The sequence below is a fragment of the Pseudomonas sp. MBLB4136 genome, from assembly GCF_051904765.1.
GTDB lineage: Bacteria > Pseudomonadota > Gammaproteobacteria > Pseudomonadales > Pseudomonadaceae > Aquipseudomonas.
This window is the reverse complement of the sequence record NZ_CP196713.1, coordinates 632,690-647,690: the sequence shown is the minus strand read 5'-3', so window position 1 is coordinate 647,690 and position 15,001 is coordinate 632,690. Positions and strand designations below refer to the sequence as shown.

At 65.3% G+C, this 15,001-nt stretch carries 14 protein-coding genes; 6 read left to right on the top strand and 8 right to left on the bottom strand.

Annotated features, from left to right (window positions below; genetic code table 11):
• Positions 1-38: 38 nt before the first annotated feature.
• From dnaJ to grpE, 3 genes are all read right to left on the bottom strand, one after another.
• The gene (gene dnaJ, locus ACSX1D_RS02835; RefSeq protein WP_208708292.1) at positions 39-1,166 is read right to left on the bottom strand and encodes a molecular chaperone DnaJ; all 1,128 of its coding nucleotides are present in this window, start codon (positions 1,164-1,166) and stop codon (positions 39-41) included.
• Positions 1,167-1,289: 123 nt separating this feature from the next.
• Positions 1,290-3,206: a molecular chaperone DnaK gene (dnaK, locus tag ACSX1D_RS02830; RefSeq protein WP_208708291.1), complete on the bottom strand. Its 1,917-nt coding sequence runs from the start codon at positions 3,204-3,206 to the stop codon at positions 1,290-1,292.
• 100 nt (positions 3,207-3,306) lie between these two features.
• Complete coding sequence (gene grpE, locus ACSX1D_RS02825) at positions 3,307-3,873, bottom strand: nucleotide exchange factor GrpE (RefSeq protein WP_208708290.1); 567 nt, start codon at positions 3,871-3,873, stop codon at positions 3,307-3,309.
• Between the two features lie 155 nt (positions 3,874-4,028).
• Between grpE and recN the strand changes: the two genes are divergently transcribed.
• Entirely contained in the window at positions 4,029-5,702 is a 1,674-nt protein-coding gene (gene recN, locus ACSX1D_RS02820; protein ID WP_439860891.1) for a DNA repair protein RecN, read from the top strand.
• Positions 5,703-5,771: 69 nt separating this feature from the next.
• Here recN and fur read toward each other — a convergent pair whose 3' ends face one another.
• Positions 5,772-6,176, bottom strand: a complete 405-nt coding sequence (gene fur, locus ACSX1D_RS02815; protein ID WP_255839970.1) for a ferric iron uptake transcriptional regulator — start codon at positions 6,174-6,176, stop codon at positions 5,772-5,774.
• A 97-nt stretch (positions 6,177-6,273) separates the two neighbouring features.
• On the opposite strand from fur, the gene ACSX1D_RS02810 reads away from it, so the two are divergent.
• The gene (locus tag ACSX1D_RS02810) at positions 6,274-6,792 is read left to right on the top strand and encodes an outer membrane protein assembly factor BamE (RefSeq protein WP_439860890.1); all 519 of its coding nucleotides are present in this window, start codon (positions 6,274-6,276) and stop codon (positions 6,790-6,792) included.
• A gap of 60 nt (positions 6,793-6,852) precedes the next feature.
• Here the strand turns inward: ACSX1D_RS02810 and ACSX1D_RS02805 are convergent, their stop codons facing one another.
• The 3 genes from ACSX1D_RS02805 to ACSX1D_RS02795 are packed head-to-tail and all read right to left on the bottom strand — an operon-like array spanning position 6,853 to position 9,038.
• Positions 6,853-7,173: an RnfH family protein gene (locus tag ACSX1D_RS02805; protein ID WP_439860889.1), complete on the bottom strand. Its 321-nt coding sequence runs from the start codon at positions 7,171-7,173 to the stop codon at positions 6,853-6,855.
• The gene (locus ACSX1D_RS02800; protein ID WP_208708285.1) at positions 7,166-7,600 is read right to left on the bottom strand and encodes a type II toxin-antitoxin system RatA family toxin; all 435 of its coding nucleotides are present in this window, start codon (positions 7,598-7,600) and stop codon (positions 7,166-7,168) included. The genes ACSX1D_RS02805 and ACSX1D_RS02800 overlap by 8 nt, the downstream gene beginning before the upstream one ends.
• 34 nt (positions 7,601-7,634) lie before the next feature.
• Complete coding sequence (locus ACSX1D_RS02795; RefSeq protein WP_439860888.1) at positions 7,635-9,038, bottom strand: sodium-dependent transporter; 1,404 nt, start codon at positions 9,036-9,038, stop codon at positions 7,635-7,637.
• A 157-nt stretch (positions 9,039-9,195) separates the two neighbouring features.
• Between ACSX1D_RS02795 and smpB the strand changes: the two genes are divergently transcribed.
• Positions 9,196-9,678 (top strand): SsrA-binding protein SmpB, encoded by a 483-nt coding sequence (smpB, locus tag ACSX1D_RS02790; RefSeq protein ID WP_208708283.1) that lies wholly within the window; start codon positions 9,196-9,198, stop codon positions 9,676-9,678.
• 40 nt (positions 9,679-9,718) lie between these two features.
• Here smpB and ACSX1D_RS02785 read toward each other — a convergent pair whose 3' ends face one another.
• Positions 9,719-10,486 carry an FCD domain-containing protein gene (locus tag ACSX1D_RS02785; protein ID WP_439860887.1) on the bottom strand — a complete coding sequence of 256 codons (768 nt, stop codon included), beginning with the start codon at positions 10,484-10,486 and terminating at the stop codon, positions 9,719-9,721.
• A 319-nt stretch (positions 10,487-10,805) separates the two neighbouring features.
• On the opposite strand from ACSX1D_RS02785, the gene ACSX1D_RS02780 reads away from it, so the two are divergent.
• The 3 genes from ACSX1D_RS02780 (at position 10,806) to ACSX1D_RS02770 (ending at position 14,903) form a co-directional block, all read left to right on the top strand.
• A complete protein-coding gene (locus tag ACSX1D_RS02780) occupies positions 10,806-12,500 on the top strand; it encodes an L-lactate permease (RefSeq protein WP_439860886.1) in 1,695 nt (564 codons plus the stop codon).
• 121 nt (positions 12,501-12,621) lie between these two features.
• Positions 12,622-13,446 carry a (Fe-S)-binding protein gene (locus ACSX1D_RS02775; protein ID WP_439860885.1) on the top strand — a complete coding sequence of 275 codons (825 nt, stop codon included), beginning with the start codon at positions 12,622-12,624 and terminating at the stop codon, positions 13,444-13,446.
• Positions 13,443-14,903, top strand: coding sequence for a LutB/LldF family L-lactate oxidation iron-sulfur protein (locus ACSX1D_RS02770; protein ID WP_439860884.1), 1,461 nt, complete (start codon positions 13,443-13,445; stop codon positions 14,901-14,903). Before ACSX1D_RS02775 ends, ACSX1D_RS02770 begins: the two co-directional genes overlap by 4 nt.
• Positions 14,904-15,001 lie beyond the last annotated feature (98 nt).

The window sequence follows — 15,001 nt, the reverse complement described above, 5'->3', positions numbered from 1 at the left end:
ATACCATCATCAGCCCGAGCGCCCGGCCGGCCGACTCGTTACAAATCGCCAAAGAAGCGCTTGACGCCCTCGAACCAGCCACTGGCCTTGGGCGAGTGGGAACTGTCGCCGGCCAGGGACTGACGGAACTCCTCGAGCAGCTCACGCTGGCGTCGATCCAGATTGACCGGGGTCTCCACCGCGACCCGGCACATCAGGTCGCCAGCACCACCGCCGCGCACCGGCGCCACGCCCTTGCCGCGCAGGCGGAACAGCTTGCCGGTCTGGGTGCCTTCCGGAATCTTCAGCTTGACCCGGCCATCCAGAGTCGGCACTTCCAGCTCGCCGCCCAGGGCGGCGTCGGCGAAGCTGATCGGCACCTCGCAATACAGGTGCTTGCCGTCACGCTGGAAGATCGAGTGCTCGCGCACATTGACCACCACATAGAGGTCGCCCGCCGGGCCACCCATGGCGCCCGCCTCGCCCTCGCCGGACAGACGAATGCGATCGCCGGTGTCGACGCCGGCCGGCACCTTGACCGACAGGGTCTTGTGCTCCTCGACCCGGCCGTGGCCGTGGCAGCTGCCACAGGGGTCGGTGATCATCTTGCCGTTGCCATGACAGCGCGGACAGGTCTGCTGCACCGAGAAGAAGCCCTGCTGCATGCGCACCTGGCCGATACCGCCGCAGGTGGTACAGGTCACCGGGCTGGTGCCCTTCTTGGCGCCCGAGCCATCGCAGCTCTTGCAATTGACCAGGGTCGGCACGCGAATGGTCACCGTGGTGCCGCGCACCGCCTCTTCCAGGTCCAGCTCAAGGGTGTAGCGCAGGTCGCTGCCCCGCTGGGCGCCACCGCGCTGACCACCACGACCGCCGCCGAAGAAGTCGCTGAACACGTCGCCGAAGATATCGGAGAAGTTCGCGCCGCCGAAGCCGGCGCCACCGCCGCCACCCATGCTCGGGTCGACGCCGGCGTGGCCGTACTGGTCGTAAGCGGCCCGCTTGCTGGCGTCGGACAGCACCTCGTAGGCCTCATTGGCCTCCTTGAACTTCTCTTCCGACGCTTTGTCGTCGGGATTGCGGTCCGGGTGGTGCTTCATCGCCAGGCGCCGGTAAGCCTTCTTCAGCTCCGCCTCGCTGGCGCCGCGCTCGACACCCAGCACCTCGTAATAGTCACGTTTAGACATAGATCCTCAACACCCTCAAATCGCCTCCTCCAGACACGCCAACGCGGGAGCAAGCCCCCGCGCGGCGATTCATCCCGCCCGTGACGCGCGCCACGAGCGGATGGAGCAGCAGCAAGCCTGCGCTTACTTGTTGTCCTTGACCTCTTCGAACTCGGCGTCGACCACGTCGTCGCCAGCGTTCTTGGCCTGATCACCGGCGTCCGCTGCGGCACCCGCCTGCGGCTGCTCGGCGTACATCTTCTGCGCCAGCGGCGTGGTCGCCTCGGACAGGGCATTCATCTTGGCCTCGATGGCCGCCTTATCGTCACCCTTCACTGCCACTTCCAGCTCGCCCAGGGCCTTCTCGATCGCCGCCTTCTCATCCTCGGTGGCTTTGTCGCCAGCCTCGGTGAGCATCTTGCGGGTGGCATGCACCAGCTGGTCACCCTGGTTGCGCGCGGTCGCCAGTTCCTCGAACTTGCGGTCTTCCTCGGCATTGGCCTCGGCGTCGCGGACCATCTGCTCGATTTCCTCCTCGGACAGGCCGGAGTTGGCCTTGATCACGATGGACTGCTGCTTGCCGGTGGCCTTGTCCTTCGCGCCGACATGCAGGATGCCGTTGGCGTCGATGTCGAAGGTCACCTCGATCTGCGGCACGCCACGCGGAGCCGGCGGAATCTCGGCCAGGTCGAACTTGCCCAGCGACTTGTTCTGCGCGGCCTGCTTGCGCTCGCCCTGCAGCACGTGGATGGTCACGGCGCTCTGGTTGTCGTCGGCGGTGGAGAACACCTGGGACTTCTTGGTCGGGATGGTGGTGTTCTTCTCGATCAGTGCGGTCATCACCCCACCCATGGTCTCGATACCCAGGGTCAGCGGAGAGACGTCCAGCAGCAGCACGTCCTTGACGTCGCCGGCCAGTACCGCGCCCTGAATGGCGGCGCCCATGGCCACGGCTTCGTCCGGATTGACGTCCTTGCGCGCTTCCTTGCCGAAGAACTCGGCAACGGTCTTCTGCACCAGCGGCATGCGGGTCTGGCCACCGACCAGGATCACGTCATGGATCGAGCCGACGTCGATGCCGGCATCCTTCAGGGCGATGCGGCACGGTTCGATGGTGCGCTGCACCAGGTCCTCGACCAGCGACTCCAGCTTGGAGCGGGAGATCTTCACGTTGAGGTGCTTGGGACCGCTGGCATCGGCGGTGATGTACGGCAGGTTGACGTCGGTCTGCTGGCTCGAGGACAGCTCGATCTTGGCCTTCTCCGCCGCCTCTTTCAGGCGCTGCATGGCCAGCGGGTCGCCCTTGAGGTTCATGCCGGTTTCTTTCTTGAACTCTTCCACCAGGTAATCGATCAGACGCAGGTCGAAGTCCTCACCACCGAGGAAGGTGTCGCCGTTGGTGGCCAACACTTCGAACTGGTGCTCGCCGTCAACTTCGGCGATCTCGATCACCGAAATATCGAAGGTACCGCCACCCAGGTCATAGACGATCACGGTGTGGTCGCCCTTGGCCTTGTCCATGCCATAGGCCAGGGCCGCGGCGGTCGGCTCGTTGATGATGCGTTTGACGTCCAGACCGGCGATGCGGCCGGCGTCCTTGGTGGCCTGACGCTGGCTGTCGTTGAAGTAGGCCGGCACGGTGATCACCGCCTCGGTCACAGGCTCGCCGAGGTAGTCTTCGGCGGTCTTCTTCATCTTCTTCAGCACTTCCGCGGAGATCTGCGGCGGGGCCATCTTCTGGTCCTTGACCTGCACCCAGGCGTCGCCGTTGTCAGCCTTGACGATCTTGTACGGCACCATCTGGATGTCTTTCTGCACCACGTTTTCTTCGAAGCGACGACCGATCAGGCGCTTCACCGCGTACAGGGTGTTGTGCGGGTTGGTCACCGCCTGGCGCTTGGCCGACTGACCGACGAGGATCTCGCCGTCGTTGCTGTAGGCGATGATCGACGGCGTGGTGCGAGCGCCTTCGGCGTTCTCCAGCACCTTGACACTGCCGTTTTCCAGAATGGAGACGCAGGAGTTGGTAGTCCCCAGGTCGATACCGATGATTTTGCCCATATTCACTCTCCCGAAATTTCGATTTCCCCGCCGCCTTGCTTGACCGGCCGCGGTAGCACTAAAACGCTTGATTCAACAAATGGGGGCTCGCCGGCGAATTTCAAGCCTGCTCGTCGATGGACGGCGGCGCTTCGGCCGGGGCCTTGCTGACCACCACCATGGCCGGGCGCAACAGCCGACCGTTGAGCAGATAGCCCTTCTGGAACACCTTGAGCACGCTATTGGGCTCCACCTGGGTGCTCTCCTGCATGGCCATCGCCTGGTGCTGCTCCGGATCGAACGGCGCGCCTTCCGGGTCGACCGCCTCCAGCTGGTGACGCTTGAGGGTGTCCTGGAACAGCTTGAGGGTCAGCTCCATGCCTTCGCGCACCGCCTTGATCGCCTCGTCGTTCGGGCTCGACAGCTCGAGCCCGCGCTCCAGGCTGTCGACCACCGGCAGCAGGTCGCTGGCGAACTTTTCCAGGGCGAACTTGTGCGCCTTCTCCACATCCTGCTCGGCGCGGCGACGCACGTTCTGCAGGTCGGCGGCCATGCGCAGGGCCTTGTCCTGAGCGGCAGCCAACTCCTCCTCGAGAACCTGGATACGGGCATCCAACTCGCCGCCCGCCGCCTCGACCTCGGCGGAAACCTCAGGAAGCTGGTTATCTTGGGTCTGTTCGTCTGCCATGCAACTCTCCTCTGATAATTCGGCACAGGTCGGAACCTGCGCACCTGCCGCCTATATGGGGCCTAAATTTCACGCTTCAAGGGCGGCGGGAGGATTGTCAGCGGCAAAACAAACACTGTATAAATAACCAGACTTCAACCCCGAGAGGCCTCGCCATGCTGGTGCACCTGTCCGTACACAACTACGCCATCGTTGAACATCTCGACCTGGAGCTGGACAGCGGGATGAGCGTGATCAGCGGCGAAACCGGCGCCGGCAAGTCGATCATGCTCGACGCCCTCGGCCTCTGCCTGGGCGATCGTGCGGACAGCGGCGTGGTGCGCCCCGGCGCGGACAAGGCGGACATCCTCGCCAGCTTCGACCTCAACGACATTCCCGAGGCGCGGGCCTGGCTGGCCGAGCGCGACCTGAAGCACGACGGCCCATGCATCCTGCGCCGGGTGATCACCGCCGAAGGCCGCTCGCGCGGCTATATCAACGGCTCGCCCTGCCCCCAAGGCGACCTCAAGGCCCTCGGCGAACTGCTGATCGACATCCACAGCCAGCACGAACACCAGTCCCTGCTCAAGGCCGACACCCATCGCCGCCTGCTCGACGAGTACGCCGGCAGCCAGGAACTGGCGCGCCAGGTGCAACTGGCCGCGCAGCGCTGGAAGCAGACCAAGAGCGAGCTTGAGCGCCTCTCCGGGATGGGTGACGAGCAGCGCGCCCGCCATCAGCTGCTCAGCTATCAGCTCGAGGAACTGGACAACCTGGCCCTCGGCGAACAGGAGCTGGAACAGCTCGAGCAGGAGCACAAGACCCTGACCAACGCCGAAAGCCTGCTCAGCGCCTGCCGCCTGGTGATCGAGCAATGCAGCGAGAATGATGCCGGCAACGTGCTGTCGGCATTGACCGGTAGCCTCAACCGCCTCAGCGGCTTCCAGGGGCAACCCGGCGCCCTCAACGAGGCGATCAACCTGTTGGCCAGTGCGCAGATCCAGGTGGAAGAGGCGGTCGGCGAGCTGAACCGCTTTCTCGACCACTTCGACGCCGACCCCGAGCGCCTGCAGATGCTCGAGGAGCGCCTCGACACCATCTACACCCTGGCGCGCAAGCACCGCATCCAGCCCAGCGAGATGGCCGCGCTGCAGCAGCAGCTGTTCGAGGAACTGGAAAGCCTCAACGCCGACGACCAGGCCGTCGAGCGCCTCGGCGAAGAGCTCGACGCCTATGCCCGCCACTACCAGGAAAAGGCCGCGGAGCTGAGCGCCCTGCGCAACGAGGCCGCCAACCGCCTCGCCACGGCCGTGGAGACGGAGATGCACAGCCTGGGCATGCCTGGCGGGCGCTTCACTATCCAGCTGCGCGGCAACAGCAGCGACGAGCCGCAGGCCAACGGTTTGGAGCAGGTCGAGTTCCTGGTCAGCGCCAACCCCGGGCAGCCGCTCAAGGCCCTAGCCAAAGTCGCCTCCGGCGGCGAGCTGTCGCGTATCAGCCTGGCCATCCAGGTGATCACCGCCCAGACCTCACGGGTGCCGACCCTGGTCTTCGACGAAGTCGACGTCGGCATTGGCGGGCCGACCGCCGAGGTGGTCGGCCAGCTGCTGCGCCGCCTTGGCGAGCGCGGCCAGGTCCTGACCGTCACCCACCTGCCGCAGGTGGCTGCGCAAGGGCACCAGCACCTGTTCGTGCACAAGGTGCGGGAAAGCGACGCGACCCGCACCGCGGTGAGCAAGCTCGAGCGTCACCAGCGGGTCGAGGAGATCGCCCGCATGCTCGGCGGCGTCGACCTCACCGAGGAGTCCCTGGCCCACGCCCGGCAGATGGTCGCCAGCGCCCAGGCCTGAGCAAGTAGCGGCGCCAAGCAACAAAAAAGGCGACCCTAGGGTCGCCTTTCTCATGCCGCGCCAGTGCGCCTACTTCTTCTTGCGCACGTAGAGCACCAGGTTGTGATCGACCAGCTCGAAGCCGTGCTCGCGGACGATCTCCTTCTGCCGCTTCTCGATTTCCGGGTCGAAGAACTCGATCACCTCGCCGGAGTCGACACAGACCATATGATCGTGATGACCGCTGTCGGCCAACTCGAACACCGCATGGCCGCCATCGAAATTGTGTCGCACCACCAGGCCTGCCGCCTCGAACTGGGTCAACACGCGATACACCGTTGCCAGACCGACATCCTCGCCCGCCTCCATCAGCGCCTTGTATACATCCTCTGCGCTCATGTGGCGCTGCTCGGCGGAATCGAGCATCTGCAATATCTTGACCCTCGGCAGGGTCACTTTCAGGCCAGCCTTGCGTAGTTCGCTATTTTCAACCATGGTCTGCTTTCTCGTGGAAGCGGTTTTGCAGCTTCCCTTATTACGGGTATGATCCGGGTTTACGTTGCCCAGCCAAGATAGTGGAAGTCACCCACCGATGCAAAATGCCAAGCTCCTGCTGACCAGCCTCACCTTGACGGGGCTCTTCGCACTCGCCGGTTGCTCATTCCCCGGGGTTTACAAAATCGACATCCAACAGGGCAATGTCGTCACGCAGGACATGATAGACCAGTTGCGCCCTGGAATGACCCGCCGCCAAGTGCGGTTTATCATGGGCAACCCGCTGCTCACCGACACCTTCCACAGCAACCGCTGGGACTACCTCTACAGCATCCAGCCGGGGGGTGGCCAGCGCCTGCAGGAGCGCGTCAGCCTGGTCTTCGATGGCAACGACCAGCTGGCCGGCCTGTCCGGCGACTTCATGCCCGGCGTCAGCCGCGACCAGGCGATCCTTGGCGAGGACGGCGATCCGACCACGCCGGTCAGCGCTGCTCCGCAGATCGAGGACGCAGCGCCGACTCCAGGCTCGCTGCTCGAGCAGATCCAGCGCGAGGTCGACGAGGTGAGAACCGTGCCGGTGCCGGTTCCCGAGCCCCTGGAAAGCTCGCCGCAGTAAGCACCAAAGACAAAAAAGCCCGGAAGACCTCCGGGCTTTTTCATGGCCGGCGCTTGCCCATCAAGCGCCCTGCTCGTCGGCCTTGGCCTTGGCCGCTCGGGCGGCGCGCTGCTTGCGCACCTCCTTCGGATCGGCGATCAACGGGCGATAGATCTCCACTCGCTCGCCGTCTTCCAGGACGCGCTCATCGGGCTTGGTCACCGCCTTGCCGAATATCCCCAGCGGACTGCTCGCCAGGTCCAAACCCGGGAAGTGCACTTCCATCCCGGACTGCAGTGCCGCCTGCCGCACCGTGGTGCCATAAGGCAGACTCAGGCGCAGCAGCTTTTGCTTGTCGGCCAGGGCATAGACCACCTCGACCACTATGGTCCTGCTATCCATATAGTTCCTTGGCCCTCTGACAGAAGGCATCCACCAGGGTGTTGGCCGCCTGATTGAACAACGGCCCGAGGGTCGCCCGCACCAGCGGCCCGGCGTAGTCGAAGGTCAGGTCCAGGCTGATCTTGCAGGCCTTCTCCCCCAGCACCTTGAACTCCCAGCGACCCTGCAGCTGGGTGAACGGCCCCTCTTCCAGGTTCAGCTCGATGGACTGCCCGGCAACCAGCGTGTTGCAGGTAACGAAGCGCTGGCGCAGCGCGCCCTTGGCCACGCCGAGGCTGGCGCGCATGTGGGTCTCGCTCAGCTCCAGCACTTCGCTGGCCGAGCACCAGGGCAGGAACTGCGGGTAGCTGGCCACGTCATTGACCAGGTCGTACAGCGCCTGCGCCGGATAGGGCAACAGGGCCGAGCGGTGGATATGCGTACTCATAAACCGGCAACTTCACTCATCAGCTTGCGTGCCCTCATTTGCTCAACTCGGCGACGAACACCACCAGCACGCCGACAGGAGCCACCACGCGAATCAGCCAATAGGCCAGATTGAACAGCAGCGGACTCTTGATCGCCAGCTCCTCGCGCACCGCTTCGCGGTTCAGCACCCAGCCGGCGAACAAGGCGAAGGCCAGGCCACCGAGCGGCAGGAGAATGCGGCTGGTCAGGTAATCGATGCTGTCGAAGAAGGTCTTGCCGCCCTCGGCGCCCCACTGGAACAGATGGAAGCCATCCTCGGCGAAGACGAAGAACTTGGCCTCGGCACCGACATTGAACGACAACACCGTACCCATGCCGATCACCCAGCACAGCAGCGCCAGCAGCGCGGTGACCGTGGTCCGGCTGCGCCCGCTGAGCTCGACGAAATAGGCCACCGCCGGCTCCAGCATGGAGATCGACGAGCTCCATGCCGCTACCGCCACCAGCACGAAGAACACCAGGCCCATCAACTGGCCGAAGGCGATATTGCCGAAGGCGATCGGCAGGGTGACGAACATCAGCCCGGGACCGGCGCCCGGCTCCAGGCCGGCGGCGAACACGATCGGGAACAACGCCAGGCCGGCGGTCAGGGCGACCAGAGTATCGAGCAGCCCAACCGCGATCACCGTCGCGCCGATGGACGAATTCTTTGGCATATAGGCACCGTAGACCATGATCGAGCCGACCCCCACACTGAGGGTGAAGAAGGCGTGGCCCATGGCGGCGAGGATGCCCTCGCGCACCTTGCTCGGGTCGAAATGGAAGAGGAAGTCGAAACCCTGCATGAAGTGCCCGGTGGTCAGGCTGTAGCCGAGCAGCACCAGCAGCAGCACGAACAGCAGCGGCATCATGATGCGCAGGCTGCGTTCCAGGCCGGCGACCACGCCGCGGGCGATGACCAGCGCGGTGAGGAACATGAACAGCGTATGCCACAGGGTCAGGCGCCAGGGGTCGCTGGTCAGCCCGCCGAACGCGGCGCCGGCCCCCTCGCCGCTGATCCCGGCGAAGTCGCCGCCGGCCATGCCGAGGATATAGTCCAGGGACCAACCGGCGACCACGCTATAGAAGGACAGGATCAGCAGCGCGGCGATCATCCCCATCACCGCGGCCAGCGACCAGCCGCGGGACTTCCCCGCTTCGATGGCCAGGTTCTTCATGGCGTTGACCGGGCTCTGCCGGCCGCGACGGCCGATCAGGGTTTCCGCCAGCATGATCGGCACCCCGACCAGGGCGATGCAGATCAGGTACATGGCGACGAACGCACCGCCGCCGTAGACGCCGGTCATATAGGGGAACTTCCAGATATTGCCCAGCCCCACGGCCGAGCCGGTCGCCGCGAGAATGAAGACCCAGCGGCTGGCCCAGGCGCCGTGAATCGAGACCTTGTCGTTCGCCATGTGCGACTCGCCCGTTCTGATTGGAAAAAAGGTCGGGCATTGTCGGGGATTCACCGAATCGGCTCAAGCGCAGCCGCCGCGGGCCGGTGAATATCCGTGATTTTGCCCTGCGCAGCGCATGGCGTCCGCGCAGGCGACTCCCTATAATGCGCGCCCTATGGCTAAACAAAAGAAACACCCTCAAGGCACCATCGCGCAGAACAAGAAGGCGCTGCACGATTATTTCGTCGACCAGAAATTCGAGGCGGGCCTGGCCCTGGCCGGCTGGGAAGTGAAGAGCCTGCGCGCCGGCAAGGCCCAGTTGGTCGACAGCTACGTGCTGCTCAAGGACGACGAGGCCTGGCTGATGGGCTGCCACATCACCCCGTTGAAGACCGCCAGCACCCACGTGATCGCCGACCCGACCCGCACCCGCAAGCTGCTGTTGAACAAGCGCGAGCTGGACAAGCTGTTCGGCTCGGTGCAGCAGAAGGGCTACACCTGCGTGGCCCTGTCGCTCTACTGGAAGCAGCACCTGGTCAAGTGCGAGATCGCCCTGGCCAAGGGCAAGAAGGACTTCGACAAGCGGCACACCGAGAAAGAGCGCGACGCCGACCGCGAAGTGCAGCGCGCCATGCGCAGCAAAGGCAAGGACGAGTGAACGCGGGAGCCAAGCGCTCCCGCCCCGCTGCCGGCCTCGACTAGCGCAGACTGCGCCGCTGCGCCCGCGCCACCCGCTGCACCTCCTGCTGCACCTCGGAAAGCACCTCCCGGACATAGTCGATATGCCGGTTGGACAGCTCCCGCGCCTCTTCGGCACGCCCCTCCATGATCGCCTCGAACAAGGCCCGGTGCTGAGTGATCAGCATGTCCCGGGTCTCGCTGCGCTGGGCGTACATGCCGCCGATATTGGTCACCACGTTGCGTTTGAGCAGGTCGAACAGGCCGCGAATGGTGTGCAGCAATACCGCGTTGTGACTGGCCTCGGCGATGGCTAGGTGGAAGCGCGCATCGGCCGCCCCTTCTTCGGCGCGGGTGACCTTGCCGCTGCGACTGTAGCAGTCCTGCAGCGCGGCGAAGGCCTCGCTCAGGCGCTCGCGGTCCAATTCGGTGGCGCGCAATGCGGCGTAGTAGGCGCAGGAACCCTCCAGGGTGTGGCGGAACTCCAGTAGATCGCGCTGCGCCTCGGGGTTGTTTTCCAGCAGTTCCAGCAGCGGATCGCTGAAGGTCGAACCCAGCGACTCGGCGACATAGTTGCCGCCGCCCTGGCGACTGACCAGCAGCCCCTTGGCCACCAGTTTCTGGATCGCCTCACGCAGCGATGGCCGCGACACGCCGAAGCGCTCGGACAGCACCCGCTCGGCGGGTAGGCGCTCACCGGCCTTGAGCGTGCCCTCCAGGATCATGGTCTCCAGCTGAGCGACGATATCGTCCGACAGACGGCGCTGGCGCACCTGACCTACTTCCATAACCCGCTCTCCATTGGTTTTACCAGCTTTACGTGCCGCTTCAGGCACTTACTTGGTCAGCCTATAGCGCCCCAGCGCCCCTTACAAGGCGAGCCCTCCATACCAAAGTCGTAAGCCTGCTAATTGACAGGCCCACAATCACACTCTTAACCTGAGCAGGCTGTTTTGTAAATTGGTCTTACCAATATAGAAGCAGAGACAACAATTCCAAGAAGCCTACGAGGTCTCTCATGCACGTCACGCCCACCACCACGCTCGCAGCAACGCTGTCTATCGTGAACCCGCCGCGCCCTGCGCGTCGCTGATCGGAGGACTCGCCATGTCATCCGGTCTACTCGCCCTACTCGCCTTCTCCCCCATCCTGCTCGCCGCCATCCTGCTGATCGGCCTGCGCTGGCCCGCCAAGCGCGCCATGCCGCTGGTCTACCTGCTCACGGCGGGCATCGCCCTGTACGCCTGGGACATGAGCCTCAACCGCGTACTCGCCTCCACCGTGCAAGGCCTGGTAATCACCGCCGGCGTGCTGTGGATCATCTTCGGCGCGATTCTGCTGCTCAACACCCTCAAGCATTCCGGCGGGATCACCAAGATCCGCGCCGGATTCGCCACCATCAGCCCGGACCGTCGCATCCAGGCAATCATCATCGCCTGGTTGTTCGGCTGCTTCATCGAGGGCGCCTCGGGCTTCGGCACGCCGGCGGCGATCGCCGCGCCCCTGCTGGTAGCCATCGGCTTCCCGGCCATGGCCGCGGTGATGCTCGGCATGCTGGTGCAGAGCACGCCGGTGTCCTTCGGTGCGGTCGGCACGCCGATCATCATCGGCATCAACAGCGGCCTGGACACTGCCGCCCTGGGGGCGCAACTGAGCGCCCAGGGCTCCAGCTGGGAAGTCTTCCTGCAGCTGATCACCAGCAACGTGGCGATCATCCACGCCCTGGTCGGCACCCTGATGCCGCTGATCATGGTGCTGATGCTGACGCGCTTCTTCGGCCAGCAGAAAAGCTGGAAGGCCGGCTTCGAGGTGTTGCCGTTCGCCCTCTTCGCCGGCCTGGCCTTCACCCTGCCCTACATGGCTACCGGCGTGTTCCTCGGCCCCGAGTTCCCCTCCCTGGCCGGCGGCCTGATCGGCCTGGCCATCGTCACCAGTGCCGCCCGCGCGGGCTTTCTGGTGCCCAAGAAGACCTGGGACTTCGCCCCGGCACAGGACTGGCCGAGCGAGTGGCTGGGCAGCGTGGAGATGAAGCTGGACGCGCTGAGCGCCAAGCCGATGAGCAGCCTGCGCGCCTGGTTCCCCTACGTGTTGGTCGGCGCCCTGCTGGTCGTCAGCCGGGTCTTCCCGGACGTCAGCGCGGCGCTGAAGTCGGTGCTGCTGGTATTCCCCGACATCCTCGGCGAGAGCGGCATCAAGGCCGACTTCATGCCGCTGTACCTGCCCGGCGGCATCCTGGTGACGGTGGTGCTGGCGACCTTCTTCCTGCACCGCATGAAGCTGCGCGAACTGACCGCCGCGATCGGCGAATCGAGTAAGGTCCTGCTCGGCGCCGGCTTCGTCCTGCTGTTCACCGTGCCGATGGTGCGCATCCTGATCAACTCCGGGGTCAACGCCGCCGACCTGCCGAGCATGCCGATCGCCATGGCCCGCTACGTGGCCGACAGCGTCGGCGGTGTCTACCCGCTGCTGGCGCCCAGCGTCGGCGCCCTGGGTGCCTTCATCGCCGGCTCCAATACCGTCAGCAACATGATGCTCAGCCAGTTCCAGTACGGCGTCGCGCACAGCCTGGGGATCTCCGGGGCGCTGATCGTCGCGGTGCAGGCCATCGGCGCGGCAGCCGGCAACATGGTGGCGATCCACAACGTGGTCGCCGCCTCGGCCACGGTCGGCCTGCTCGGTCGCGAGGGCAGCACCCTGCGCAAGACCGTCTGGCCTACCCTGTACTACGTGCTGTTCACCGGGCTGATCGCCCTCGTCGCGATCTACCTGCTGGGCATCAGCGACCCGCTGGTGGCCCGCTGAGGCACGCTTGAATCCGCGCCCCGCTGACCCGCGGCGCGGCCGTATCCACAACCCGCAGAACCCGGCGCCAATATCGCCGCCGGGCTCTGCGGACCACCGGGACCACCCGGAGCGCACAACCATGAGCCAGCTGTTCCACAACGCCGCCCCCAACGCCACCCGCGTCGCGCCGCCCCTGCCGCAACCGCGCCAATATCCGCCGCACAAGCCCGAGCAGGTCTACCTGTTCGGCACCTGCGTGGTCGACCTGTTCTTCCCGGAAGCGGGGATGGACGCGATCCACCTGCTGGAACGCGAAGGCATCCGCGTGCACTTCCCCCAGGACCAGGGCTGCTGCGGCCAGCCGGCCTATACCTCCGGCTACACCGCGGAGGCGCGCGAGGTGGCGCGCCGGCAGCTGCAGCTGTTCAGCGAGGACTGGCCTGTGGTGGTGCCGTCCGGCTCCTGCGCCGGCATGTTGCGCGAGCACTATGCCGAGCTGTTCAAGGACGAGCCCGACCTGCACGCCCGTCTCCAGGCCCTGGCCGAGCGCACCTATGAGCTGGCCGAGTTCCTCCTGCATGTATGCAAGGTGCAGCTGCAGGACCAGGGCACGCCGACCAAGGTGGCCCTGCACACCTCCTGCAGCGCGCGCCGGGAGATGAACACCCACCTGCACGGCCGCGCCCTGCTGGGGCAACTGAGCCAGGTCGAGCGCGTCGAGCACGACCATGAGAGCGAGTGCTGCGGTTTCGGCGGCACCTTCAGCGTGCGCATGCCGGACATCTCCGGGGCGATGGTCGCGGACAAGACCCGCGCCCTGCAGGACTCCGGCGCCGCCCAGGTGGTCAGCGCCGACTGCGGCTGCCTGATGAACATCAACGGCGCCCTGGAGAAACAACGCGCCGCCCTGCGCGGCCAGCACCTGGCCAGTTTCCTCTGGCAGCGCACGAGGAGCGAGCGATGAACCTCGAACAACGCATTCCCAGCGTGCAATTGGGTGACGAATCCGTCGCACCGGGCTTCAAACAGCGCGCCCATCACGCGCTGGGCGACGCCCAGCTGCGCAAGAACTTCCGCACCGCCATGGATTCGCTGATGAGCAAGCGCGCCAGCGCCTTCAGCGATGCCGACGAACGCGAGCGGCTGCGCGCCCTGGGCAACCAGATTCGCGCCCGCGCACTATCCAAGCTACCCGAGCTGCTCGAGCAACTGGAACGGAACCTGACCCGCAACGGTGTGAAGGTGCACTGGGCGGAAACGGTGGACGAGGCCAACGCCATCGTCCTGCAGATCGCCCGCGCTCACGAGGCGCGACAAGTGATCAAGGGCAAATCGATGGTCAGCGAAGAAATGGAGATGAACCATTTCCTCGAAGGCCAGGGCATTGAATGCCTGGAATCGGACATGGGCGAGTACATCGTCCAGCTCGACCACGAGAAGCCTTCTCATATCATTATGCCGGCGATCCACAAGAATGCCGGTCAGGTCGCGTCCTTGTTCCACGACAAACTTGGCGTGGAGTACACCAAGGACGTCGACCAACTCATTCAGATCGGCCGGCGCACCCTGCGCCGGAAGTTCTTCGAGGCCGACATTGGCGTGTCCGGGGTCAACTTCGCGGTAGCCGAGACCGGTACCCTGCTGCTGGTGGAGAACGAAGGCAACGGCCGCATGAGCACCACCGTGCCCCGGATTCACATCGCCGTGACCGGTATCGAGAAGGTGGTGGAGAACCTGCGCGACACCGCGCCGCTGCTGTCGCTGCTGACCCGCTCGGCCCTGGGCCAGCCGATCACCACCTACGTCAACATGATCTCCGCTCCGCGCCAGGCCGACGAACTGGACGGCCCCGAGGAAGTCCACCTGGTGCTGCTGGACAACGGCCGCAGCCAGGCCTTCGCCGACAGCGAACTGCGCCAGACCCTGAACTGCATCCGCTGCGGCGCCTGCATGAACCATTGCCCGGTGTACACGCGCATCGGCGGCCACGCCTACGGCGAGGTCTATCCCGGGCCGATCGGCAAGATCATCACCCCGCACCTGGTCGGCCTGAACAAGGTCCCCGAGCACCCCAGCGCCTCGTCGCTGTGCGGCGCCTGCGGCGAGGTCTGCCCGGTGAAGATCCCCATCCCCTCGCTGCTGCGGCGCCTGCGCGAAGAGAACGTGAAAAAACCCGACGACCCGCAGCGGGTCATGCGCGGCCAGGGCAGCAAGTACTCGGCGGGCGAACGCCTGGCCTGGAAAACCTGGCGCACGCTCTACACCACCCCGCTGCTGTACCGCCTGTTCAGCTTCCTGGCCACCCGCCTGGGCGGCCTGACGCCGAGCAAGCTCGGCCCCTGGACCGAGCACCACAGCGCACCGGTCCCGGCCAAGCGCTCGCTGCATGAACTGGCCCGTCAGCACCTGGAGGGCAAATGATGAGTGTTCGAATCACCGTAGGGTGCGCCACGCGCACCATCACCGGAACGCCCAAGGTGCGCACCGCGCACCCTACCGTTGCTGCATATACGGGAGCA

Bases quoted from the DNA above. Each gene is read 5' to 3' on its own strand.
- dnaJ (WP_208708292.1), bottom strand. From the start codon at position 1,166: ATGTCTAAACGTGACTATTACGAGGTGCTGGGTGTCGAGCGCGGCGCC.
- dnaK (WP_208708291.1), bottom strand. From the start codon at position 3,206: ATGGGCAAAATCATCGGTATCGACCTGGGGACTACCAACTCCTGCGTC.
- grpE (WP_208708290.1), bottom strand. From the start codon at position 3,873: ATGGCAGACGAACAGACCCAAGATAACCAGCTTCCTGAGGTTTCCGCC.
- recN (WP_439860891.1), top strand. From the start codon at position 4,029: ATGCTGGTGCACCTGTCCGTACACAACTACGCCATCGTTGAACATCTC.
- fur (WP_255839970.1), bottom strand. From the start codon at position 6,176: ATGGTTGAAAATAGCGAACTACGCAAGGCTGGCCTGAAAGTGACCCTG.
- ACSX1D_RS02810 (WP_439860890.1), top strand. From the start codon at position 6,274: ATGCAAAATGCCAAGCTCCTGCTGACCAGCCTCACCTTGACGGGGCTC.
- ACSX1D_RS02805 (WP_439860889.1), bottom strand. From the start codon at position 7,173: ATGGATAGCAGGACCATAGTGGTCGAGGTGGTCTATGCCCTGGCCGAC.
- ACSX1D_RS02800 (WP_208708285.1), bottom strand. From the start codon at position 7,600: ATGAGTACGCATATCCACCGCTCGGCCCTGTTGCCCTATCCGGCGCAG.
- ACSX1D_RS02795 (WP_439860888.1), bottom strand. From the start codon at position 9,038: ATGGCGAACGACAAGGTCTCGATTCACGGCGCCTGGGCCAGCCGCTGG.
- smpB (WP_208708283.1), top strand. From the start codon at position 9,196: ATGGCTAAACAAAAGAAACACCCTCAAGGCACCATCGCGCAGAACAAG.
- ACSX1D_RS02785 (WP_439860887.1), bottom strand. From the start codon at position 10,486: ATGGAAGTAGGTCAGGTGCGCCAGCGCCGTCTGTCGGACGATATCGTC.
- ACSX1D_RS02780 (WP_439860886.1), top strand. From the start codon at position 10,806: ATGTCATCCGGTCTACTCGCCCTACTCGCCTTCTCCCCCATCCTGCTC.
- ACSX1D_RS02775 (WP_439860885.1), top strand. From the start codon at position 12,622: ATGAGCCAGCTGTTCCACAACGCCGCCCCCAACGCCACCCGCGTCGCG.
- ACSX1D_RS02770 (WP_439860884.1), top strand. From the start codon at position 13,443: ATGAACCTCGAACAACGCATTCCCAGCGTGCAATTGGGTGACGAATCC.